Raw genomic sequence first — 23,735 nt, 5'->3', positions numbered from 1 at the left:
TAAGATGAATTTGAATTAATTTAATTTATAATGCATTTAAAACAGCTGCTTAATTAATTTAATTAATGTTTAGATTTAATTGTTTTTTGAGGGGATGCCACACTATGTGACTTTTAAACCGCAATATTTTTCCACAAAATCTGCAATAGATGCAATATCATTCAAATCTAAAACCGGTACAGTTGCAGCCTTAAGCGGCTCATCACTGGCAATGCCAACGATGGAAAACTGCTCTGCATCAAGAGCTGTTTGAGTCGGGCTGGCTTTGCGGCGCACCTCAATTTTAGGATGGTTTTCGCTCTTATAGCCTTCCACAATAATCAGATCGCAAGGCGTCATGCGATGCACAATCTCATCTAATGAGGGTTCTGCATCATCACGCAGCTCGTGCATCAATGCCCAGCGATTATAAGATACAATAGCAACCTCGCAGGCGCCGGCTTCACGGTGGCGATGGGAGTCTGTGCCCTGTTGATCAATGTCGAAACTATGATGGGCGTGTTTTATGGTCGAGATGCTAAAGCCGCGTCTGCACAACTCTGTAACCAGACGCTCGGTGAGTGTGGTTTTTCCGGCATTTTTCCAGCCGGTAATTCCAAAGATTTTTTGTGTCATGAATCACGCTGTTTGTAACTATCCGTATTGTGTATCTGCCAGGCAGAACGCGCCAGCATCAGCTCGTTTCTGGTGTTGATATTGAAGAACGGATCAAGCCCGCTTGTGCTGTCCACTCCATCAAAGACTGCATAGCTGATACTGTGATTATCAGCAAAGGCGCGGATACTACGGCGCTTACTGGTGGTGAGCCAGTTCTCAAGCGATGCAGCGATTGTGGTTGGCCATAATGCGAATGTCGGATGGGTGCCAGTATCTGATCTGGCAAAGATAATCTCGGCATTTGTCTGCTGCTTAGCCTGAAACAGCCGCTGCAATAAATCCGGCGGAAAAAACGGGGTATCGGCAGCAACGCTCATAATATGGCTGCAGCCAAGCTGTTTGGCATGACGACAGCCTGCAAGAATGCCGGCCAGAGGCCCGCTATGATGCCATGTCCCGTCATTAATGACCGGATAGCCAAAATTTTCAAAAAACAAAGGATCACTATTGGCACTGAGAACAATATGCTTCAGCTGTGGCTTTAACCGCGAGGATACCAGATGCAAGATAGAGTGCTCACCCAGTGGTCGCAGGGATTTATCACCACCGCCAAGCCGTTGGCTGGTACCGCCTGCAAGAATGAGCCCCAGCACGTGCTTGCCTGTCAGTGTTGTTTCATCCATCAGCATATCAGGCACTGTCTCCGTTGAGGCTGCACAAATATTATGGTTTGAGCAGGATTTCAGCCTTTTTTCTCCGTAAATCACGGCGATGGCGATAACCAATGACTGCCTCACGATAGAGCATATAACAGCCACTTGCGACAACAATTGCAGCGCCGATCAGCGTGTTTTTATCCGGTATCTGACTGAAAACCAGATAGCTCAGCGTTATAGCCCAGAGCAGGCTGGTATAGCGGAACGGTGATGCAAAAGAGATGTCGCCGACGCGGGTAGCCAAAATCATGCAATGATACCCCATAATCAGCATCACAGCAGCAATGCTGACATGGGCAATATCAGTTGAAGTCGGGCTGACCCAACCTGTATCCAGCATCATAATCACGAAGCCGGCAATAGTGATCATGACGGATGTCATGGCCGAAATCAGCATGGTCGGAATTTTTACATTGATGCGGCGGGTGGAGAGATCACGCAATGCAGTAAAGCAAACACCTACCAGCAGCAGCAGTGAATAACTGCTCATGCCGCTGCTTCCGGGGTTGATAATGACCAGCACGCCAAGAAAGCCAACGCTGATGGAGAGCCAGCGGCGCCAGCCCACTTTTTCACCGAGAAACAACACGGCACCGAGCGTTACTGCGAGCGGCGCTGCCTGATAGACCGATGAAACAAACGCCAGCGATAAATGGGTAAGGCCGATCAGATAGCAGGTTGTGGCACCCACTTCACCAACGCCGCGCAGCAGGGTGGTTCTGTCGAGTGCATCACGCCAATGCCCGAGCGTGCCCTGTTTGGCAGCCAAAAACCCCAGCAGGATAACGCACAAAAACCCGCGCATAAAAATGAACTGGCCAAGATTGAGCGTTTCAGTTGAGTATTTTGTGAGCGCATCACCAACAGTAAAAATGGCCATACCTGAGGTCATGAAAAGGGCGGAGCGGATATTCTCTGAGAGAGCCACGGGCATTGTCCTGTGCGAACATGTTATTAATGTTCATTTAAATCAGTATGGGCAAATCAGTACGAGTATACCAGCACGGGCAAATGCTCTTGCAATATGCTGGTAAGATTGAGTCATTTGTTGGAAATAAAAGAGTATTTAGGCAGTCTGTCTGCTGATGCTTATTTGGTTGCCCAAACATTCATCCGCCGGTAACGCTCATATGACGGGAAACCGCAGGGCGGTTATTACGCCGGTCGATGATAAAGTCGTGGCCTTTTGGCTTGCGCAGAATGGCCTCGTCAATCACAGCCGAGAGCAAATCATTATCCGGGCTGGCACGCAGCGGTTCACGCAGGTCCGCGGCATCTTCCTGCCCGAGGCACATATAAAGTGTGCCGGTACAGGTAATGCGTACGCGGTTGCAGCTCTCGCAGAAATTATGGGTCATCGGGGTGATAAACCCCAGGCGCCCGCCGGTTTCAGCAAGACGCACATAACGCGCAGGGCCGCCGGTCTGGTATGGAATATCTGTCATAGTAAACTGGCGTGCAAGGCTGGCACGCAGCATCGACAAAGGCAGATACTGGTCGGTGCGGTCGAGATCAATCTCACCCATCGGCATGGTTTCAATCAATGTCATGTCCATGCCGCGCCCATGTGCCCAGCGCAGCATGTCCGGAATTTCCAGATCATTGAAACCTTTGAGCGCCACAGCATTGATTTTAATCTGTAATCCTGCCTGTTGGGCCGCATCAATGCCGCGCAAAACCTGATTGAGGTCACCCCAGCGGGTAATGGTTTTAAACTTGACGGCATCAAGCGTGTCGAGTGAGACATTGATGCGCTTAACCCCGCAGGCAGCGAGTTCTTGCGCATAGCGCTCCAGCTGTGAGCCATTGGTGGTCAGTGTCAGCTCATCCAGCCGCTCGGCCTCTAAATGGCGCGACAGATTTTTAATCAGGTGCAGAATGTTTTTGCGCACCAGAGGCTCACCACCGGTCAGACGGATTTTACGCACGCCTTTATCAATAAAGGTTGTGCACAGGCGATCCAGCTCTTCCAGCGATAGCAGATTTTGCCTCGGCAGAAAGGTCATATGTTCGGACATGCAATAGGTGCAGCGAAAATCACAGCGGTCTGTGACCGACACGCGCAGATAGGTGATTGCCCTGCCAAAGGGATCAATCATCGGCGCCTGTGTTACAGTTTGTGTGCTGTGCGATTGCATTTCAGGTCTGTCTCTTTCCGTATTTATCTAAGAGATAAGATTAAGATATGGTACTGTCCAGATGTATTATGTCACGCTTGATTGAAGAGCTCCCAAAATGGATGCAAAATCAGGTGAAAGACCGGAGCTTGCCGCACAGCACAACAGCGGCTAACACGGTATCTCTGTATGATGATGGTGGAACTTTAAATGAGTGATATCTGGCCGGAAGAGTTGCGGGTTTCCAAAGATCGCAAAACTCTGTCTGTAACTTTTAACAATGGGTACAATTATTCATTTCCGGCAGAGATGCTGCGGGTGTTGTCGCCTTCAGCCGAAGTGCAGGGGCATTCTCCGGAGCAGCGGGTAACGGTGCCGGGCAAAATCAATGTCGGGATTATGAAAGTGGATCCGGTCGGCAATTATGCTGCGCGGATTACTTTTGACGATATGCACAATACCGGCCTGTTCACATGGGTTTATCTGCATCAGCTTGGTGCTGAATATGAAGCGCGGTGGCAGGGCTATCTCGATGAGCTGAAGGAAAAGAACCTCAGCCGTGAACCAAAGCTACATTGAGTTAAATTCAGAATAATAAAAAAGCCGGAGTCTCCTCCGGCTTTTTATATTTTAAATTATGACAGGTTGAGCTCTTTGAAGAAGTCATTGCCTTTGTCGTCAATGACGATGAAGGCCGGAAAGTCCTCTACTTCAATACGCCAGATCGCTTCCATGCCGAGTTCGGCATATTCAACAACTTCAACTTTTTTGATGCAATCCTGAGCAAGGCGCGCAGCCGGGCCCCCGATCGAGCCGAGATAAAAGCCACCATGTTTGCCGCAGGCATCACGTACCTGGCGTGAACGGTTGCCCTTGGCCAACATCACCATTGATCCGCCGAATGCCTGAAACTGATCCACATAAGAATCCATGCGGCCTGCCGTGGTCGGGCCAAACGAGCCCGAAGCATAGCCGGCCGGAGTTTTTGCCGGACCTGCATAATAGACCGGATGGTTTTTAAAGTAGTCCGGCATCGCTTCGCCGTTTTCCAGTCTTTCGCGGATTTTGGCATGTGCCAGATCACGTGCAACAATGATTGAGCCGGTCAACGACAGGCGGGTTTTAACCGGATGCTGCGACAGGGTTTTAAGAATCTGCTCCATTGGCTGGTTGAGGTCAATTTTGACCACGCTTTCAGACAATTTGGCTTCATCAATATCCGGCATATATTTTGCCGGATTGGTTTCCAGCTGCTCAAGAAAAATACCATCCTTGGTAATTTTACCCTTGGCTTGGCGATCTGCGGAGCAGGAAACGCCAAGACCAATTGGCAGTGATGCGCCATGGCGCGGCAGGCGGATAACCCGCACATCATGACAGAAATATTTACCGCCGAATTGCGCGCCCACACCGAGCGACTGGGTAAGCTTGTGGATTTCCTGTTCCATCTCCAGATCGCGGAAGGCATGGCCTGCCTCTGAGCCTTTGGTTGGCAGGCTGTCGAGATAGCGGGTTGAGGCCAGCTTAACAGTTTTAAGGTTCTGCTCGGCTGATGTGCCGCCGATCACAATCGCCAGATGGTAAGGCGGGCAGGCGGAGGTGCCAAGTGTCAGGATTTTCTCTTTAAGAAACTCGATCATCCGGTCATGGGTGAGGAGTGAAGGGGTGCCCTGAAACAGGAATGTCTTATTGGCAGAGCCGCCGCCTTTGGCAACAAACAGGAATTTATAGGCATCTTCGCCTTCCTGATAAATATCGATCTGGGCTGGCAGATTGTTCTTGGTGTTCTGCTCTTTAAACATTTCCAGTGGCGCCAGCTGTGAGTAGCGCAGGTTCTTTTTGAAATAGGCATCAATAACGCCTGAACCCAGCGCGTTTTCATCGCCGCCTTCCGTCCACACCCGACGGCCTTTTTTACCCATAATAATCGCTGTGCCGGTATCCTGACACATCGGCAAGATACCGCCTGCAGCAATATTAGCGTTTTTCAAAAGGTCATAAGCCACAAAACGATCATTATCGGTGGCTTCCGGATCTTCCATAATATTGCTGAGCTGCTGCAAATGGCCAGGGCGCAGCAAATGATTGATATCTGCAAACGCAGCCTCTGCCAGAAGGCGCAGACCCTCTGTCTCAACGGTTAGAATCTCTTGGCCTTTGAATGTATCGACCGAGACATGATCGGATGTCAGTTTACGGTAAGGCGTTGTGTCTTCACCAAGCGGAAACATTCCGGTATTAATTTGCTCAGTCATTTATCATCCTGTTTGCCCGCCTCACTCTTGGATGCAGGCACAAAAAGTTATCAGATACGGGGCTTTTACCCCCCGTAGCCGGTGCTGACACTGCGGCAGATTGATCACTGATACTTTTTGATCGATTTAAAAGCCGGATAAAGTCGATAAACCTCTGTGCTATGGCTGCGAGACAAGTGAAAAAATCTGTTTATTGTTAAAAGTTTCTAAATCACAATGGCTCAAAATGCGTGAGTGAATCATTGTGAGTGCAATGTTTGTTCCGACAGGTACGCAACTGACAGCCGCTACTTACAATTGAGAGGCGTAATATTGCAGAGAGCTGACGGATTGAAATGACTTTTCCGCTGAAATCCCGCCGAATAATCATAGGTGCCACACCTTGTCCGGAAAAACCGGCAGCTGTGCGGCTTGGGCGTATGGCACGCACAGCCACTCTTGCAACTGCTATTGTTGCACTGGCCGGCACGGTTGCATTTTTGCCGGTGCCACAGGCTCATGCCGCAAGCAATCTGATGGAGCTGTTTCGCCAAAAGCGCGAGATGCGTGAAGAACAGCGCCAGCAACCGGCAATTGTACCGAATAAAGCTGCTGTAGCACCAAAAACCAAGAATTCGACGCTGGCAAACAAGCCCGCAGCCCCAGCCGTTAAAGCAGTGGCGGTCAGAGGACCGCAGATTTATGATTACAAGCCTGAAAAGCTGATTAAAATTGATTTCAGCGCTGTGGATTTGCAGCTGACCGCAGCCATATCAGATGTAGCTGAAACAAAAATTGCGTCCGCCGGTGATGATGCAACCGGTATGCCCTTGCGGTCTGAAAATGAAGCGAAGCGTTTGGCTGCGGGTATACAGTTCGCTTCTGTGCTTGATGCGATGAAAAATAGCGACATTCAGGCTGAAAAAGCAATCGCAGAAGCGATTGTCACCTTTTACGCTACCGAGCATACATTGCTGTGGTCAGACGGGCTGATCGTGTCACAGCAGGCTAAAGATGTGATCGCACTGTTTGATAAAGCGGACGAAGACGGTTTGTCAGCGGCAGAATATTCTGTGACTGTACCGGCTGATGTTTTTGATATTACGAACAAAGATCAGCGTATCCGTGAGATGGCGAATTTTGAACTGCGCCTCAGTGCAAGAGCTTTGCGCTATGCGCTTGATGCCGGTGAGGGGCGGGTTATTGCCAATCGCCTGAGCGGTTTTCATGATTTGCCGCGTGGCCGTGTAAAGCCTGATCAGGTGTTGAAAGCTCTGGATGATGCTGTTGATCCGGCCGTCGTTCTGGCTGCATTTAACCCGCAAAACAATTATTATAAACTGTTGAAAGCTCAGCTCGCAGATATGCGGCCGGTACAGGAAAACAAAATCCGTATCGCCGCTGATACCTTGATCCGTCCGGGACAGAGCCATGCAGAACTGCCGAAAATTCTGGCGCTGATTGCCAGCAAAGCGCCGGCTGGTTATCTCAATTCCTATCAGGATATGTTCGACCGCCATAGCAGTGCGCAGCTATATGACCCTGAGCTTGTGGCTGCTGTAAAAGATTATCAAAAACTGATGGGCAAAACACCGGATGGTGTGATTGGCCGCGCAACCATTGCTGCATTGCAGGGCGAAAGCTCTTCTGTGAAGCGCGAGCGTATCCTTTATGCTATGGAGCGTTTGCGCTGGTTGCCCCATGATTTTGGTCAGCGTTACGTGTTTGTCAATCAACCGGCCTACCGCGCCCAATATTTTGATGCGGGCAAAGAGCAGATGGCAATGGATGTGGTGATCGGCTCACCGCGCAACCAGACACATTTTTTCTATGATACAATTCAGACTGTGGTGTTTAACCCGTCATGGGGTGTGCCGCGCTCGATCGTGATGAATGAGATGATGCCGCGTATTCTGGCCGATTCCAGCTATCTGGATCGTAATAATTACGAGGTGATAGTTGGCGGTAAAAAAGTGTCTTCATCCTCGGTCAATTGGTCTGCGGTGGCGCAGGGCAAAGCCCATGTTGGCGTGCGGCAAAAGCCGGGGCCAAGCAATGCGCTTGGCGAGTTGAAAATTCTGTTCCCGAATAGTCATGATATTTATTTGCATGATACGCCGTCCAAGGCCGCCTTTAAACGCGATATGCGTGCTGTCAGCCATGGCTGTATCCGGCTTGCAGATCCGCGCGCTATGGCCTCGGCGGTAATGAGCACGGGGCAGGAGAACTTGACCAAATATTTTGGTAAAAACGAACGCGGTATTAAAGTGCCGTCCGGTGTGCCGATTTATCTGACCTATTTCACCGCATGGCCGGATGAGGCGACAGGCAAAATCCGCTATTATGATGATGTTTATGCCCGTGATGAAGGGCTGGCAAAGGCTTTTGAAAAAACGGCGCAAACGCGTATTGCGGCGATGTAATCGCGGTCGGATTTCGTGGGGTTTACAATTTAGAGCAGGGGCGGTTATCCGCTCCTGTTTCGTTTTTCAGGGCTGAAATACAGTTTCTTTAACCGCTGACATAAGATGTACACTTTAATATCGTTTAAAATTCTGAAAATTGGTGTGCAGATGCCCTTAGGCCTTTGCGTCCGGCAGTGTGATTGGTTATCAATAGCGCGAATTTTTTGAAAATACCGTGTTCGTCAATTTCATATTGGTCAGACGGTATTGGGGCTACCTGTTTGTTTTATGCATCATCCTTACGCAAAATCGCTTCGTTGATTTGCTGGAAATGCTTTATGGAAGGATACTCTCTATGACAGCGATCATCGATATTGTCGGTCGTGAAATTCTCGATAGCCGCGGCAATCCGACTGTTGAAGTTGACGTGACACTGGAAGACGGCTCGTTTGGCCGTGCGGCTGTACCAAGCGGTGCTTCAACCGGCGCTCATGAAGCGGTAGAGCTGCGTGATGGTGGCACACGTTATTTAGGAAAAGGCGTTGAACAGGCTGTTGAAGCTGTAAATGGCGTGATTTTTGATGCGCTTGCCGGTCAGGAAGCCGAGTATCAGATTGAAATCGACCGCACACTGATCGATCTCGATGGTACGCCAAACAAGAGCCGCCTTGGTGCCAATGCTATTCTTGGTGTGTCGATGGCTGTTGCTAAAGCTGCAGCGCAGGCTTCCGGTCAGCCGCTCTATCGCTATGTTGGCGGTGCCAATGCCCATGTGTTGCCGGTGCCGATGATGAATATCATCAATGGTGGTATGCATGCGGATAATCCGATCGATTTTCAGGAATTTATGATTGTTCCAGTTGGCGCATCTTCTTTGCGTGAAGCTGTGCGTTATGGCGCAGAGGTCTTTCACACGCTGAAGGATCGTCTGAAAGCGGCTGGCCACAATACCAATGTGGGCGATGAAGGCGGCTTTGCACCAAACCTGCTGAGCGCAGAAGCAGCGCTTGATTTCATCATGGAATCAATTGCCAAAGCCGGTTTCAAAGCCGGTGAGGAAATTGCTATCGGCCTTGATTGCGCTGCGACTGAATTCTTCAAAGGCGGTAATTACGTTTATGAAGGCGAAGGCATTACCCGTAACCCGCTTCAGCAGGCAGAATATTTGACCAAGCTGGCTGCAGATTACCCGATCATCACTATTGAAGACGGTATGTCTGAAGATGATTGGGATGGCTGGAAGAGCCTCACCGATCTGACAGGTAAGAAAACCCAGCTGGTTGGTGACGATTTGTTTGTTACCAATTCCGCACGCCTGCGTGACGGTATCAAAATGGGTGTTGCCAACTCCATTCTGATCAAGGTTAACCAGATCGGAACATTGTCTGAAACGCTGGATGCCGTGGAAACCGCTCATAAGGCCGGTTACACCGCTGTGATGTCGCATCGTTCAGGCGAAACTGAAGATGCAACCATTGCTGATCTCGCAGTTGCGACCAATTGCGGCCAGATCAAAACCGGCTCGCTTGCCCGTTCAGACCGGTTGGCAAAATACAACCAGCTGATCCGCATTGAAGAAGAGCTCGGCTCGCAGGCACGTTACGCTGGCCGTGCGGCTTTCAAAGGCCTCTGAGGGGCTGATAGGCTGCTATAATCGCGCTGTTTGAGCTTTCATGCAGCGCTGCAATATTAAGGCGGGCTTGCCTATGCTGTGCGAGCCCGTTTTTTTATAATTAATTTTCCGTTTGGCTTTCGACTGTAAGTCTCTGTTAAGCCTAACTATGCTTTAAATGAGTGTCGGATGAATTTTATCGCATGTGATAAATGCAGGCCGGTCGTTGTAAAGCGTAATAATCTGAGCAAATTCCGTGTTTTGCGGTGCGTATTGCTCAAGAGGTGTAAAAATGTGGACAAAGCAGAAGCGTAAAACTATTCGCGGACGGTTTATCGTACCGCTGTTGGCTACTGCATTTTTGTCCTATTTCGGATTCCATGCTTATAATGGTGCTTACGGAATTTATTCCAAGGAGCAATTGCAGGCGCAGGCAACCTCTCTCAGCCAGCAGCTGGCTGATTTGAGCGAGCAGCGTGTTTCATTGGAGCGCCAGGTTTCACAGCTGCGTGATGGTTCGATTGATAAGGATATTCTTGACGAGCAGGCGCGCCGCGCGCTGAATCTATCCCATGCTGATGAAGTTACAATTATTGTGACTCGCGGCAATAAAGCCAATTAACTGAATTCCAGTTAATTGGGTGATTTTCTATTGTTTTCAATATGTTAACTAGTGCAAAATAAGCACTTTAGAGATATTGTAACTTTGGCCGATGAGGTTTATTCTGCGCCCACCATAACAGGGAGCAAAATATGGCACCTAGGGCTCAAAAAACTGCCGCGGGCAAATCGCAGGCAGCTCTGTCTAATACTCTCAAGGCACCCCAGCCTGCAGATTTCACCAAGGAAGAAGATCTTCACGCCTATCGTGAGATGCTGCTGATCCGCCGCTTTGAAGAAAAAGCCGGTCAGTTGTATGGCATGGGTTTGATCGGCGGCTTCTGTCACCTTTATATCGGGCAGGAAGCTGTTGTTGTCGGCATGCAAAAAGCCATGCGCGAAGGCGACCAGACAATCACTGCTTATCGCGACCACGGCCATATGCTGGCTGCCGGTATGAGCGCACGCGGCGTGATGGCTGAGTTGACCGGCCGTAGTGGCGGCTTGTCGAAAGGCAAGGGCGGCTCGATGCACATGTTCTCCAAAGAAAAGCATTTCTATGGCGGCCATGGTATTGTTGGCGCGCAGGTGCCACTGGGCACCGGTCTGGCATTCGCAAACCGTTACCGTGGTAATGACAGTGTTTCGATCACCTATTTCGGTGATGGCGCTGCAAACCAGGGTCAGGTTTATGAAAGCTTCAACATGGCATCGCTCTGGAAGCTGCCTGTTGTTTATGTAATCGAAAACAACCGTTATGCGATGGGTACTGCTGTAACCCGCGCTTCGGCTGAAACCGATTTCTCCCGTCGCGGTCTGTCCTTTAATATTCCGGGCATTCAGGTCGACGGTATGGATGTGCGCGCTGTGAATGCGGCGAGCGAAGAAGCACTGGAATGGGCACGTTCCGGCAAGGGTCCGATTATTCTTGAAATGCAGACCTATCGTTACCGTGGTCACTCAATGTCTGATCCTGCGAAATACCGCAGCAAAGACGAAGTGCAGAAGATGCGCTCCGAGCACGATCCGATCGAACAGGTTAAATACCGCATGACGGAAAATGGCTGGTATTCGGAAGAAGACCTGAAGGCGATCGATAAGGAAGTTCGTGACATTGTGGCTGATTCAGCTGAATTTGCACAGAACGATCCTGAGCCGGATGCATCTGAACTCTATACCGATATTCTGCTGTAAGGAGCGAGCGCTATGCCTGTTGAAATTCTTATGCCAGCGCTCTCCCCGACCATGGAAGAGGGCAAACTCTCCAAATGGCTGAAAAAGGAAGGCGACAAAGTCACTTCCGGTGATGTTATTGCTGAGATCGAAACTGATAAAGCAACCATGGAAGTGGAAGCTGTTGACGAAGGCATTATCGGCAAATTGCTGATTGCTGAAGGCACTGACGGCGTTAAAGTTAACTCGGTGATTGCTGTGTTGCTTGCCGATGGTGAAACCATGGACAGCGTTGCAGCGCCTGCTGCCCCTAAGGCTGAAGCACCGGTTGTTTCCGGCGAAAAGCCTGGCGGCAATGCAAATGCTGCAGCGGCTAATGCATCTGTGCCGGCAGCGCCTAAGCTTGAAGTGGCATCAGATCCGGATATTCCGGCTGGCACGGAGATGGTTTCTACCACTGTGCGTGATGCGCTTCGTGATGCGATGGCTGAAGAAATGCGTCGCGATCCTGATGTTTTCATCATGGGTGAAGAAGTTGCCGAATATGAAGGTGCCTATAAGGTTACCAAAGGCCTGTTGGCTGAGTTCGGTGATAAGCGCGTGGTTGATACACCAATTACCGAACACGGTTTTGCCGGTATTGGTGTCGGTGCCGCATTCACGGGCTTGCGTCCGATTGTTGAATTTATGACATTCAACTTCGCCATGCAGGCTATCGATCAGATCATCAACTCTGCTGCCAAGACATTGTATATGTCCGGTGGTCAGATGGGTGCGCCTATGGTGTTCCGCGGGCCTTCAGGCGCCGCAGCACGCGTTGGTGCGCAGCACTCCCAGTGTTTTGCTGCATGGTATAGCCATGTGCCGGGCATGAAAGTTGTGATGCCATATTCGGCTGCAGATGCGAAAGGTCTGCTCAAGGCTGCGATCCGCGACCCAAATCCGGTGATCTTTCTTGAAAACGAAGTTCTCTACGGCCAGCATTTTGATGTGCCGCAAATTGAAGATTTCGTGTTGCCGATCGGCAAAGCGCGTATTCATAAAGTTGGTAGCGATGCGACCATTGTGTCGTTCGGTATCGGCATGACCTATGCTATCAAGGCAGCTGAAGAGCTGGCCGAGAGCGGCATTGATGTTGAAATCATTGATCTGCGTACCATCCGTCCGATGGATATGCCGACTGTGATTGCATCGGTTAAGAAGACCGGTCGTCTGGTAACTGTTGAAGAAGGCTATCCGCAGTCTTCCGTTGGTACAGAAATTGCAACCCGTGTGATGCAGCAGGCTTTCGATTATCTCGATGCGCCAATTCTGACCATTGCCGGTAAAGATGTGCCGATGCCTTATGCCGCTAATCTTGAAAAGCTGGCATTGCCTACGGTTGCAGAAGTTGTTGAGGCTGTTAAAGCTGTAACCTACACACGTTAAGGGGAAGGATTAATTATGGCTATCAAAATTACGATGCCGGCTCTTTCTCCGACAATGGAAGAAGGTAATCTGGCGAAGTGGCTGGTTAAAGAAGGCGATAAAGTTTCCGCTGGTGACGTTATTGCTGAAATCGAAACCGACAAGGCAACCATGGAAGTGGAAGCTGTTGATGAAGGTATCGTAGCCAAATTGCTGGTCGCAGCAGGCACAGAAGGCGTGAAGGTCAATGCCGTCATCGCCATTCTTGCTGAAGATGGTGAAGATGTAGCTGAAGCTGCAGCAGCAGGCGCAAATGCAGCGCCTGCCAAGCAGGAAGCGAAAGCAGAAGCCGCCCCGACACAAGCTTTGGCCCCGACACAAGCTTTGGCAAAGACCGAGGCAGCGCCTGTTGCTGCTGAGGCTCCTGTTGTAGCTCAGGCTGGGGCAAGCAAAGGCGAGCGGATTTTCTCTTCACCTTTGGCGCGTCGCATTGCTAAAGAAGCCGGCCTTGAACTGTCAGCTGTTTCCGGCACCGGCCCGCATGGCCGTGTTATCCGTAAGGATGTGGAAGCTGCGATTGCCAATGGCGGTAAAGCTGCAGCCAAACCAGCTGCTTCTGCTGCTGCACCGCAGGCTGCTATTTCCGGTGCATCCGATGAAGCAACCCTCAAAATGTTTGAGGAAGGTTCATATGAGCTGGTACCACATGACGGTATGCGTAAGGTTATTGCGCGCCGCCTGATGGAATCCAAGCTCACTGTTCCGCATTTCTATCTGACGATTGATTGCGAACTGGATGCACTGTTGGCGCTGCGTGCACAGCTCAATGCAAGTGCACCACTGATCAAAACTGAGAAGGGCGAGGTTCCTGCCTTTAAGCTTTCAGTCAATGATCTGGTGATCAAGGCAACAGCACTGGCACTGCGCGACATTCCGGAAGCCAATGTTTCCTGGACAGATGCAGGTATGGTCAAGCACAAACATGCGGATGTCGGCGTTGCAGTTTCAATTCCGGGTGGCCTGATCACGCCAATCGTTCGTGGTGCGGAAACCAAGGCTTTGTCGGTTATCTCTAACGAGATGAAAGATCTGGCCAAACGTGCGCGTGATCGTAAATTGAAACCGCAGGAATATCAGGGCGGCACCACATCGGTGTCCAATCTTGGCATGTTCGGCGTCAAAGATTTTGCAGCGATCATCAACCCGCCCCACGCAACAATCTTTGCAGTTGGTGCCGGTGAGCAGCGCGCCGTTGTTAAAAACGGTGAACTGGCAGTTGCAACCGTGATGTCGGTTACCCTTTCCACAGATCACCGTGCCGTCGATGGTGCGCTGGCTGCGGAGCTGGCTAAGGTTTTCAAGAGCTATATTGAAAAACCGCTGGCTATGCTGGTGTAATTAAACAGGCGCCTCAATCCCGTATTGAGGCGCCGTTCCTGTTTCAGTGATAGGCGGCATTCCATGAAGTCAGTTCTGTGTTTCGGAGATTCGCTGACCTGGGGCTATCAGGCTCCGGATGGCTCACGTTTACCGCTTGCCGATCGCTGGCCTTCGGTTTTGCAAAAGGCACTCGGGCAGGATGTCCACGTGATTGCCGAAGGGCTGAACGGACGCACCACTGCATTTGATGATTATACTGTGCCTGAAGACCGCAACGGTGCGCGGATCTTGCCGACTTTGCTTGGCACCCATGCGCCGCTGGATCTGGTGATCATTCTGCTTGGTAGTAATGATATGAAGCCGCAGGTTGTCGGAGATGCCTTTTCCAGCAGTTGCGGTATGCGCAGATTAATCCAGATTATCCGTAACCATCCTTACGCTGATGGTGTTGCTGTGCCGGATATTCTGATCATTGCACCGCCGCATATGAGTGAAAGTGCTGATCCGTTTTTTGCCTCGCTTTTTGCCGGCGGCATTGCTGAATCACGCCAGCTCGGCTTGTTATTGGCTGATCTTGCTGATGATACGGAATGCGGTTTCTTTGATGCATCAGGCGTTGCCAAGGCGACCCATCTTGATGGTGTACATCTTGATGCAGACAATACGCGGGCAATCGGGCAGGCGCTTGAGCCTGTGGTGCGATTAATGCTTGGTCTTTAATATCGGGTCTTTGTGGCACGATATATGAAAACAAACCTGTGCTGCCAGAAGGCTATTTGAAGGCTATTTGAATGGCTGTCTTTGGTATAAAACAGAAATTAAAAAATTAAGATCATTCTGTGTCTGCTCATGCACCCCGTTAAGACGTGAAACAGACAGACAGAATATTGTTTAGGAGAATGCGCGTGTCCAATAGTTACGACGTTATTGTGATCGGTTCCGGTCCCGGCGGATATGTTACTGCTATCCGTGCTGCACAGCTCGGGCTTAAAACCGCGATTGTTGAACGCGAACATCTGGGCGGCATTTGCCTCAACTGGGGTTGTATCCCGACAAAAGCATTGCTTCGCTCTGCTGAAATCCTGCATTTTGGTGAAAATGCCAAGGATTACGGTCTGGTGCTTGAAGGTAAAATCAGTGCCGATGTAAAGGCTGTTGTTGCCCGCTCGCGCGGTGTATCTGCGCGCCTCAATGGCGGCATCGCTTATCTGATGAAAAAGAATAAGATCGACGTGATCTGGGGTGAGGCGAAGGTTACCAAAGGCGCGTCTGCGAGTAAGCCTGCGGAAATCAGCGTTTCGAAAACCTCTAAACAGCCAATGCTGCCGCAAAATCCGGTGCCTAAAGGCGTTCTGGGTGAGGGTACTTACAGCGCCAAACACGTTATTCTGGCCACTGGTGCGCGCCCGCGTGCGCTGCCGGGCATTGAGCCGGATGGCAAGCTGATCTGGACATATTTTGAAGCAATGGTTCCGCAAGCCCTGCCAAAGAACCTGCTGGTTATGGGGTCCGGCGCTATTGGTATCGAATTCGCCTCATTCTACCGCACCATGGGTGTTGATGTGACTGTGGTTGAAGTGATGGCCAATGTTATGCCGGTTGAAGATGCTGAAATTTCAGTCTTTGCCCGTAAATTGCTTGAAAAGCAGGGCATGAAAATCCTCACGGAAGCCAAGGTCACTAAAGTGGTCAAGGGTACCAATTCTGTGACCGCCAGCATTGAAACCAAAGATGGCAAAGTGCAGGAAATTACAGCTGATCGCATGATTTCGGCCGTTGGTGTTGTCGGTAATATTGAAAATCTCGGTCTGGAAGCACTGGGTGTTAAAACCGATCGTGGCTGTGTGGCGATTGACGGCTTTGGCAAGACCAATGTTGAAGGTATTTATGCAATTGGCGATGTGGCCGGCGCACCGATGCTGGCACATAAGGCCGAGCATGAAGGCGTGATCTGTGTTGAAAAAATTGCCGGTGTGCCAAATGTGCATCCGCTGGACAAAGGCAAAATTCCGGGCTGCACCTATTGCAATCCGCAAGTTGCATCTGTTGGTCTGACCGAGGCGAAAGCCAAGGAGCAGGGCTTTGAAATTCGCGTTGGCCGCTACCAGTTTGCTGCTAATGGTAAGGCGATTGCTCTTGGTGAAGATCAGGGGCTGGTTAAGACCATTTTTGATAAAAAGACCGGTCAGCTGCTCGGCGCGCACATGGTTGGCGCTGAGGTAACCGAGCTTATTCAGGGCTTTGTGATTGCGATGAATCTCGAAACCACTGAAGAAGAGCTGATGCATTCAGTATTCCCGCATCCCACTTTGTCTGAAATGATGAAGGAAAGCGTGCTTGATGCCTATGGCAAAGTGATTAATGCTTAAAAAGAGCGCGGCCTGATGTTTCATTCATCAGGCCGCTTAACGTCATTGTGAAGGATAGCATTTGCCGCTGATTAAAGATGGATTCGCCTATCGTAAGACCGCAATCACAGTGCTGAAATATTCGACACTGATCGGATTGGGGCTCGGTTTTGGTGTATCGACGCTCAGTTCTTTGTCCGGCAATGTGATTTCGATCAATGGCGTGGCGCTCTCCGGCTGGTATGGCGTATGGATGGTAACGCTGGCGCTGGGATTAGGCGGTTTTTTCTTCGGGCTGATCTGGGCATTGGTATTTAAAGCACTGGGTGAAGCAGCACGACGTTAAACCGCAGGTATGAAAAGCTGAATCCGTTTGTATAAGTGGTTTTGCTGCTTATATGTGACGTTACAAGATTGGATTAAGGCAAGTTGATACGGCATAGTATTTACCTTGTCTCTTCCGCCTGTTAAGCAGGCAAAAAGATACTGGCTGGCAGTTTTGCCGTTGATATAAATCTGAAGGCCGTTACGGCCGTTTTGGGAAAGACATATGGTTACGCTTCTGGACACGGTAAACGACAGAAAACGCCTCCGTCATCCTGAGAAGGCCAACCGGCCCGATACAGCACTTTTAAAAAAGCCTGACTGGATTCGCGTTAAAGCGCCGACCTCGCGCGGCTATGGGGAGACCCGTGAAATTGTGCGTTCCAACAAGCTGGTAACAGTTTGTGAGGAAGCCGGATGCCCGAATATCGGCGAGTGCTGGGAAAAGAAGCACGCAACCTTTATGATCATGGGTGAAATTTGTACCCGTGCCTGCGCGTTCTGTAACGTATCGACCGGTATTCCGACTCCGCTTGATCCGAATGAGCCTGAAAGCGTTGCCAAGGCTGTCAAGCAAATGGGGCTGAGCCATGTGGTGATCACCTCTGTTGACCGTGATGATCTGGCGGATGGCGGTGCGCAGCATTTCGCTGAAGTTATTCTGGCTATTCGTGCGGCAACGCCGCAAACCACGATTGAAATTCTGACACCTGATTTTCTGCGTAAAGAAGGCGCTCTGGAAATTGTCGTTAAAGCACGTCCGGATGTGTTCAATCACAATCTGGAAACTGTGCCGTCCAAATATCTTAAAGTTCGTCCGGGCGCGCGTTATTTCCACTCTATTCGTCTGTTGCAGCGCGTGAAGGAATTGGATCCGACAATTTTCACAAAATCCGGCATTATGGTCGGCTTTGGTGAAGAGCGTAACGAAATTCTGCAGCTGATGGATGATCTGCGCTCGGCAGATGTAGATTTCATGACCATTGGTCAGTATCTGCAGCCAACCCGTAAGCATCATGAAGTTGTGCGCTATGTAACGCCGGACGAGTTTAAATCCTTTGCGACTATTGGTAAAACCAAAGGCTTCCTTCTGGTGGCTGCAAGCCCGCTGACACGGTCTTCGCACCATGCCGGTGATGATTTTGCCAAGCTGCGGGCTGCTCGTGAAGCTCTGGTGGCGCAGCGTTCTTGAGAGTTTAATGCCGCAATTTACCACCACACGCCATGTTGCACATCGCGCAGACCAGATGTTTGATCTGATTGCCGATGTTGAAAGCTATCCGCAGTTTTTGCCAATGTGTGAGGCACTCACTGTGCGCTCACGCAAAGAACGTGACGGAAAAACCCTGCTTATCGCCGATATGACTGTTGGCTATAAGCTGATCCGTGAGACATTCACCACGCAAGTGCTGCTCAAGCCCGATGAGAAAATCATCGAGGTCAAATATATTGACGGGCCTTTTCGTTATCTCGACAATCGCTGGACATTTGTGCCTGTTGGTGACGGACAGCAAAGTGATGTGGATTTTTTCATTGATTATGAGTTTAAAAGCCGTGCGCTTGGCTTACTGATGGGCTCTATGTTTGATCTGGCCTTCCGCAAATTTGCTGAGGCTTTTGAAAAGCGGGCAGATCAGGTTTATGGCGTAAATAGCTGAGTTTGCAGCATTTTACATTTAAATAACCCAATTAAATATTAAACCCGGAAATCATTGGCATTTCCGGGTTTAATTATTTTTGCAAATTATTGCGCTGTATAACCGCCATCAACCATCAGTGAAGAGCCGGTCACAAATGATGCGTCATCGCTGGCAAGAAACAGCACGGCATTGGCCACTTCTTCCGCGCGGCCAAGCCTGCCCATAGGGTGCAGGTCGATCAGCTTTTGTTTGGCCTCATCCGGAATATTCTTCAATAATGGCGTATCAATATAACCCGGACATACAGCATTCACACGAATACCTTTGGCGCTGTAATCAATAGCCAATGTTTGGGTCAGCAGCTTCACGCCGCCTTTGGCTGCCGCATAGGCCGTTACACCGCGTTTGCCAACATGGCTGTGAATGGAGCCGCAATTTACAACCACACCGCCGCCTTGTTTCAGCATTTGCTTAATGGCGTATTTATCGCACAAATAGACACCATTTAAATTAATGTCGATCGTGCGCTGCCATGCGCTGTCTTCAAGTTCAGCGGCAGGGCCGTCTGCGGCAATGCCGGCATTGGCAAACATCACATCCACACGGCCAAATGTTGCCACGGTTTTGGCGATCATCGCTTGAACAGCAACAGCATCGGTCACGTCAATTTTAATGAACAATGCCGGATTATCATTTGCTTTCAGCTCATCGGCAAGCGCTTGGCCATGATCGGCAAAATCAGCAATCACCACTTTTGCACCTTCGCGGGCAAAAGCGCGAATAGTTGCCTCACCAATGCCGCTGGCGCCGCCGGTGACAATCACGACTTTATCTTTGAAACGCATGGTATAATTCCTTGATCTTGCCGGTTGAAAGGGAGTTTCTAAAGTGAAAACAACATTATACAGCTTTATCAGTACCTAGAGCATTTCACTATCAAGTTGAATCAACTCGATAGATATGACAATGCGATAACTCTAAAATCTAGAGCGAGCTCTACGATCCAACCTGAACGTTACCCGCTCTACCTTGATGCCAATCAATCTGGCAGAGTTTCAAATTTAAGATGGTCAAGAATAAGATCAAATGCGGCTGTCACTGTGGCGAGGCGGATAGCGGAGCGTGGCTGATCACCAAACCGGCATTCCTGATGCAGAGTTATAAATCCGGCACGGGCACAGGCCAGATGCACAAGCCCCACAGGTTTATCATCAGTGCCGCCGCCGGGGCCGGCCACACCCGTCACTGCAATGCTGATCCCTGCCTGCGGCGCATGTTTGAGTGCGCCTTCGGCCATAGCAATGGCAACCTGTTCAGACACGGCGCCAAAGCTGCGGATCAACGCCTGCGGCACGCCGATCAATCCGGATTTGGCCTCGTTGCTATAGGTGATAAAGCCGCAATCAACCACATCGGATGAGCCTGCAATATCGGTGAGTGCTGCGGCTATCAGGCCGCCGGTACAGGATTCAGCAGTTGTGATCATGAGGTGAGCATTACGGCAGGCTTCAAGAACTTTAAGCGCATGATCTTCGGCAATAAGGTTCATAATGACGACCTTTTTAAGCTGGCACTTCACCCGGATAAATTACACTCACAGTTACAATCGAGGCAATACCTTCTTTACGACCGACAAAACCCATTTTCTCATTGGTCGTGGCTTTAACGGAAACGCGGTCAGTTGTAATTTTAAGCATATCAGCAAGTTCCGCTGACATAGCTTCACGATGCGGGCCGATTTTCGGCTCTTCGGCAATCAAAGTAATATCGGCATTGGCAATACGGCCACCGGCAGCACGCACCATTTGCACGGCAAACTCTACGAATTGGCGCGATCTGGCACCTTTCCACTGCGGATCAGACGGCGGAAAATGCGTGCCTATATCACCATTGCCACGGGTTGCCAGCAAAGCGTCGGTCAAGGCATGCAGTGCCACATCGGCATCGGAATGGCCGTTGAGTTTACGATCATGCGCAATTTTTACGCCACACAGCCATACATGATCGCCCGGTTCAAAACTATGCACATCATAACCATTACCGGTACGGATGTCCGGAAACACGGCCATATCCTGCCGCAGTCGCTGATCAGCCATTTCAATATCCTTTGCCCATGTAATTTTAGTGTTGCCGGCGGAGCCCTCAACAACACGCACTGCAATGCCATGCCATTCTGCAATGGCTGCATCATCGGTAAAATCGTTTCGCCCGAGCGCAAAGGCAGCATCATGGGCATCAAGAATAGGCGCAAAAGGAAAGCTCTGTGGGGTTTGTGCCGCAAACAACCCCTCACGCGGGACTGTTTTGGTCACCAGAGCATCTGCACCTGCCTGTTTCAGGGTATCAGAGACAGCTAAGGCCGGTAACACTCCTGCATGCGGGTTCAGCGCTGCTGCGATGCGTCCGAGCAGATCCTGGGTGATAAACGGGCGCACGCCGTCATGGATCATCACATAATCCGGCGCATTATTTTTCGCACTATCTTGCAGGGCCAGCAGGCCGAGCCGTGTGGATTCTTGGCGTGTCGGGCCACCGGTCACCACTATAATGCGGGCAGGGTCAATGTTTGCGTCCTTCAGTGCGGCCTGATACAGCGCGTGATCATCGCTATGGATAACCACAACCACGGATGCAATATGCTCGCAGGTTAAAAAACTGCGCAATGTATGTGCCAATACAGCCTGACCGCCGATCCGGCGATATTGCTTTGGGCCCTCAGTGCTCTGTCCGGCGCGTTCTCCGCGTCCGGCGGCAACTATGACTGCTGATGTGCGAATGAGAAGAGCCTTTCCGAACTGTCACGTGTCGTTAGAATAGCGAATATCGCCTCACAGCCAAAAAGGCCAGTGATGATTTTTTTGATAAACAGGCGGATGATTTAACGCAGAAGCGGTTGAAGGCTTTTTCTTGCATAAAAGCGATATTTTCTATAAATCTGCTTAAAGTTTAAGCGTTTTAAATATTGCACAAATTTTAGGCTGATTATGAGTGATTTGAGCCAGCTTTTAAAAATCGGAACAGTGGGCATTCGCAACCGCGTCTTTTTGGCGCCGATGTCTGGTGTGTCTGATCTGCCGTTTCGTACCCGTGCATGGGAGTCGGGCGCAGGGCTGGTGGTATCTGAAATGGTCGCCAGTGCAGAGCTTTGCTCGCTTCACGCGGAAAGCCTGAAGCGTATGCAGCGCGGTAATTTACACACTCATGTGGTGCAGCTTGCCGGACGGGAAGCGCATTGGATGGGTGAGGCCGCAAAAATAGCTGAGGGCGAGGGCGCGGATATTGTTGATATCAATATGGGCTGCCCCGCCAAGAAGGTAACCGGCGGTTATTCCGGTTCCGCACTGATGCGCGATCTTGATCATGCACTGACACTGATTGAAGCAACAGTGCAGGCAGTGAAGGTGCCGGTAACGCTTAAAATGCGGTTGGGCTGGGATGAAAACTCCATCAATGCGCCGGAGCTTGCAGCGCGTGCAGTTGCTGCTGGTGTGCAGATGATTACCGTGCATGGCCGCACCCGCTGCCAGTTTTATACCGGCCATGCAGATTGGGATGCAATACGTGCAGTGCGCGAGGTGATTTCAGTGCCACTGGTTGCTAATGGAGATGTTGGCACAGCAGATGATGTTACCGAGATTATGCGCCGCTCCGGTGCCGATGCGGTGATGATTGGACGCGCCGCTTATGGCCAGCCATGGCTGGCAGGAAGTCTTGCACGGCAATTGAATGGTGATGCAGCAAGCACGGCGCCGGATGATCTGCAGGCCTATGTGCTTGCCCATTACCATGCGATGCTGGAACATTACGGTGAAAAAACCGGCATCCGCCATGCCCGCAAACATCTTGGCTGGTATATGGAGCGCCATGCGCCGCAGACGCCGGATATTCTTAAAAAAACGCTTATGACTTCAGGTAGTCGTGGCGAGGTCTCGGCACTGCTTGAAGAGATTTTTTGTGGGGTTGCACCGGCATCACAAAGCAAAATTCTGAAGGATGCCGCCTGATGGATATTGCGGAGGCCAGCTTACCCGCACATGTGCTGAACACGCTGCCGCAGGCGGTTATTATGGCAGATCGCAGTGGCAAGATTATCTATGCCAATGCGCAAGCCGAGGTGTTTTTTCGCTCGAGTGCCGCGATTTTAAAGCGCCATGGCCTGAATTATTTTCTGCCGCCATCGAGCCCGCTTGTGGCTCTGATCGCACAGGTTATACAAAGCGGTACAGCGGTGAATGAATATCATATCGACCTGTCATCTCCGCGCCTTGGCACCGAGCGCATGGTGGATGTGCAGGTTACGCCGGTAAATGAAATACCGGAGCAGGTTGTTATCCTGTTTAAAGAAACCGCAATGGCTGAAAAGCTCAATCGTCAGATGAACCATCGTGGTGCCGCGCGCTCGATTTCAGGTTTGGCTGCAATGCTGGCACATGAAATCAAAAATCCGCTTTCCGGTATTCGTGGTGCTGCACAATTGCTCGAAATGTCGGCGCGGGAGGCGGCGGGGTCTGCAAATAATGCCGGCGATTATGAGCTCACTCAGCTGATCCGCGATGAAACCGACCGTATCGTAGCGCTTGTTGATCGTATGAATGTGTTTTCTGACGAGCGGCCTATCGAGCGCTCGGCAGTCAATCTGCATACGGTGCTCGGTCATGTTAAAATGCTGGCGCAGCATGGCTTTGCTTCGCATGTTACAATTCGCGAAGAATATGACCCGTCTTTGCCACGGGTTTGGGGCAATCGTGACCAGTTGATTCAAGTCTTTTTGAATTTGGTTAAGAATGCCGCCGAAGCTATTAAGCCAGAAGAGCAGACCGGTATTAAAGGTGAAATCATTCTCACGTCTGCTTATAAAGCAGGGCTGCATATGAGTGTGCCGCTCACTGGTGAGCGCCTGTCGCTACCGCTGGAGTTTTGCGTGATTGATAATGGTAGCGGCGTGGCGGCCGATATTCTGCCGATTTTGTTTGATCCTTTCATAACCACAAAAACCAACGGCTCAGGTTTGGGCTTGCCCTTGGTTGCCAAAATTATTGCCGATCATGGCGGTATGATCGAGTGTGAAAGCTTTTCCGGAAAAACCATCTTCAGGATTTTACTGCCGGTTTGGAAAGATGGAAACGGCAATACCTGATTTAAATTAATTTGTTAAATTGTAGCTATAAATTATTGATTATCT

22 protein-coding genes are annotated in these 23,735 nt (G+C 50.4%); 14 read left to right on the top strand and 8 right to left on the bottom strand.

Annotated features, from left to right (window positions below; translation table 11 throughout):
- Positions 1-102: 102 nt before the first annotated feature.
- From mobB to moaA, 4 genes are all read right to left on the bottom strand, one after another.
- Positions 103-615 (bottom strand): molybdopterin-guanine dinucleotide biosynthesis protein B, encoded by a 513-nt coding sequence (gene mobB / locus MP213Fo_RS01245; protein ID WP_421089889.1) that lies wholly within the window; start codon positions 613-615, stop codon positions 103-105.
- On the bottom strand, positions 612-1,280 hold the full coding sequence (mobA, locus tag MP213Fo_RS01240) for a molybdenum cofactor guanylyltransferase MobA (protein ID WP_421089888.1): 669 nt from the start codon (positions 1,278-1,280) through the stop codon (positions 612-614). Before mobA ends, mobB begins: the two co-directional genes overlap by 4 nt.
- A gap of 40 nt (positions 1,281-1,320) precedes the next feature.
- Positions 1,321-2,241 (bottom strand): DMT family transporter, encoded by a 921-nt coding sequence (locus tag MP213Fo_RS01235; RefSeq protein ID WP_421089887.1) that lies wholly within the window; start codon positions 2,239-2,241, stop codon positions 1,321-1,323.
- Positions 2,242-2,422: 181 nt separating this feature from the next.
- Positions 2,423-3,451, bottom strand: a complete 1,029-nt coding sequence (gene moaA, locus MP213Fo_RS01230; protein WP_421089886.1) for a GTP 3',8-cyclase MoaA — start codon at positions 3,449-3,451, stop codon at positions 2,423-2,425.
- Between the two features lie 189 nt (positions 3,452-3,640).
- Here moaA and MP213Fo_RS01225 point away from each other — a divergent pair, with 189 nt between their 5' ends.
- On the top strand, positions 3,641-4,009 hold the full coding sequence (locus tag MP213Fo_RS01225) for a gamma-butyrobetaine hydroxylase-like domain-containing protein (protein ID WP_421089885.1): 369 nt from the start codon (positions 3,641-3,643) through the stop codon (positions 4,007-4,009).
- A 56-nt stretch (positions 4,010-4,065) separates the two neighbouring features.
- Here the strand turns inward: MP213Fo_RS01225 and MP213Fo_RS01220 are convergent, their stop codons facing one another.
- Entirely contained in the window at positions 4,066-5,685 is a 1,620-nt protein-coding gene (locus MP213Fo_RS01220; RefSeq protein ID WP_421089884.1) for a fumarate hydratase, read from the bottom strand.
- Between the two features lie 419 nt (positions 5,686-6,104).
- Here MP213Fo_RS01220 and MP213Fo_RS01215 point away from each other — a divergent pair, with 419 nt between their 5' ends.
- The 11 genes from MP213Fo_RS01215 (at position 6,105) to MP213Fo_RS01165 (ending at position 18,571) form a co-directional block, all read left to right on the top strand.
- The gene (locus tag MP213Fo_RS01215; protein ID WP_421090963.1) at positions 6,105-8,087 is read left to right on the top strand and encodes a L,D-transpeptidase family protein; all 1,983 of its coding nucleotides are present in this window, start codon (positions 6,105-6,107) and stop codon (positions 8,085-8,087) included.
- Between the two features lie 337 nt (positions 8,088-8,424).
- Positions 8,425-9,702 (top strand): phosphopyruvate hydratase, encoded by a 1,278-nt coding sequence (gene eno, locus MP213Fo_RS01210; RefSeq protein WP_421089883.1) that lies wholly within the window; start codon positions 8,425-8,427, stop codon positions 9,700-9,702.
- A gap of 271 nt (positions 9,703-9,973) precedes the next feature.
- Positions 9,974-10,303, top strand: coding sequence for an FtsB family cell division protein (locus MP213Fo_RS01205; RefSeq protein ID WP_421089882.1), 330 nt, complete (start codon positions 9,974-9,976; stop codon positions 10,301-10,303).
- 131 nt (positions 10,304-10,434) lie between these two features.
- A complete protein-coding gene (gene pdhA / locus MP213Fo_RS01200; protein ID WP_421089881.1) occupies positions 10,435-11,475 on the top strand; it encodes a pyruvate dehydrogenase (acetyl-transferring) E1 component subunit alpha in 1,041 nt (346 codons plus the stop codon).
- 12 nt (positions 11,476-11,487) lie between these two features.
- The gene (locus MP213Fo_RS01195; RefSeq protein ID WP_421089880.1) at positions 11,488-12,882 is read left to right on the top strand and encodes a pyruvate dehydrogenase complex E1 component subunit beta; all 1,395 of its coding nucleotides are present in this window, start codon (positions 11,488-11,490) and stop codon (positions 12,880-12,882) included.
- A gap of 15 nt (positions 12,883-12,897) precedes the next feature.
- Entirely contained in the window at positions 12,898-14,259 is a 1,362-nt protein-coding gene (locus MP213Fo_RS01190) for a pyruvate dehydrogenase complex dihydrolipoamide acetyltransferase (protein ID WP_421089879.1), read from the top strand.
- 63 nt (positions 14,260-14,322) lie between these two features.
- Positions 14,323-14,961, top strand: a complete 639-nt coding sequence (locus MP213Fo_RS01185) for an SGNH/GDSL hydrolase family protein (protein ID WP_421089878.1) — start codon at positions 14,323-14,325, stop codon at positions 14,959-14,961.
- A 185-nt stretch (positions 14,962-15,146) separates the two neighbouring features.
- Complete coding sequence (gene lpdA / locus MP213Fo_RS01180) at positions 15,147-16,610, top strand: dihydrolipoyl dehydrogenase (RefSeq protein WP_421089877.1); 1,464 nt, start codon at positions 15,147-15,149, stop codon at positions 16,608-16,610.
- Between the two features lie 127 nt (positions 16,611-16,737).
- On the top strand, positions 16,738-16,935 hold the full coding sequence (locus tag MP213Fo_RS01175; RefSeq protein ID WP_421090962.1) for a hypothetical protein: 198 nt from the start codon (positions 16,738-16,740) through the stop codon (positions 16,933-16,935).
- 204 nt (positions 16,936-17,139) lie between these two features.
- Complete coding sequence (gene lipA, locus MP213Fo_RS01170) at positions 17,140-18,105, top strand: lipoyl synthase (RefSeq protein ID WP_421089876.1); 966 nt, start codon at positions 17,140-17,142, stop codon at positions 18,103-18,105.
- Between the two features lie 7 nt (positions 18,106-18,112).
- Positions 18,113-18,571 carry a type II toxin-antitoxin system RatA family toxin gene (locus MP213Fo_RS01165; protein WP_421089875.1) on the top strand — a complete coding sequence of 153 codons (459 nt, stop codon included), beginning with the start codon at positions 18,113-18,115 and terminating at the stop codon, positions 18,569-18,571.
- Positions 18,572-18,657: 86 nt separating this feature from the next.
- On the opposite strand, the gene MP213Fo_RS01160 is transcribed toward MP213Fo_RS01165, so the two are convergent.
- From MP213Fo_RS01160 to MP213Fo_RS01150, 3 genes are all read right to left on the bottom strand, one after another.
- Positions 18,658-19,398 carry an SDR family NAD(P)-dependent oxidoreductase gene (locus tag MP213Fo_RS01160; RefSeq protein ID WP_421089874.1) on the bottom strand — a complete coding sequence of 247 codons (741 nt, stop codon included), beginning with the start codon at positions 19,396-19,398 and terminating at the stop codon, positions 18,658-18,660.
- A gap of 194 nt (positions 19,399-19,592) precedes the next feature.
- The gene (locus MP213Fo_RS01155; RefSeq protein WP_421090961.1) at positions 19,593-20,105 is read right to left on the bottom strand and encodes a CinA family protein; all 513 of its coding nucleotides are present in this window, start codon (positions 20,103-20,105) and stop codon (positions 19,593-19,595) included.
- Between the two features lie 10 nt (positions 20,106-20,115).
- Positions 20,116-21,330 (bottom strand): bifunctional 2-C-methyl-D-erythritol 4-phosphate cytidylyltransferase/2-C-methyl-D-erythritol 2,4-cyclodiphosphate synthase, encoded by a 1,215-nt coding sequence (locus MP213Fo_RS01150; RefSeq protein ID WP_421090960.1) that lies wholly within the window; start codon positions 21,328-21,330, stop codon positions 20,116-20,118.
- A 207-nt stretch (positions 21,331-21,537) separates the two neighbouring features.
- On the opposite strand from MP213Fo_RS01150, the gene dusB reads away from it, so the two are divergent.
- Both dusB and MP213Fo_RS01140 read left to right on the top strand, forming a co-directional pair.
- Positions 21,538-22,557, top strand: coding sequence for a tRNA dihydrouridine synthase DusB (dusB, locus tag MP213Fo_RS01145; protein ID WP_421089873.1), 1,020 nt, complete (start codon positions 21,538-21,540; stop codon positions 22,555-22,557).
- Complete coding sequence (locus MP213Fo_RS01140) at positions 22,557-23,690, top strand: two-component system sensor histidine kinase NtrB (RefSeq protein ID WP_421089872.1); 1,134 nt, start codon at positions 22,557-22,559, stop codon at positions 23,688-23,690. The genes dusB and MP213Fo_RS01140 overlap by 1 nt, the downstream gene beginning before the upstream one ends.
- The last annotated feature ends 45 nt before the right edge of the window (positions 23,691-23,735 follow it).

This window comes from Pseudochrobactrum mosebachae (genome assembly GCF_048914685.1).
Classification (GTDB): Bacteria; Pseudomonadota; Alphaproteobacteria; order Rhizobiales; family Rhizobiaceae; genus Pseudochrobactrum.
The sequence above is the reverse complement of the archived record's forward strand: the minus strand, read 5'-3'. Positions and strand labels throughout refer to the sequence as shown.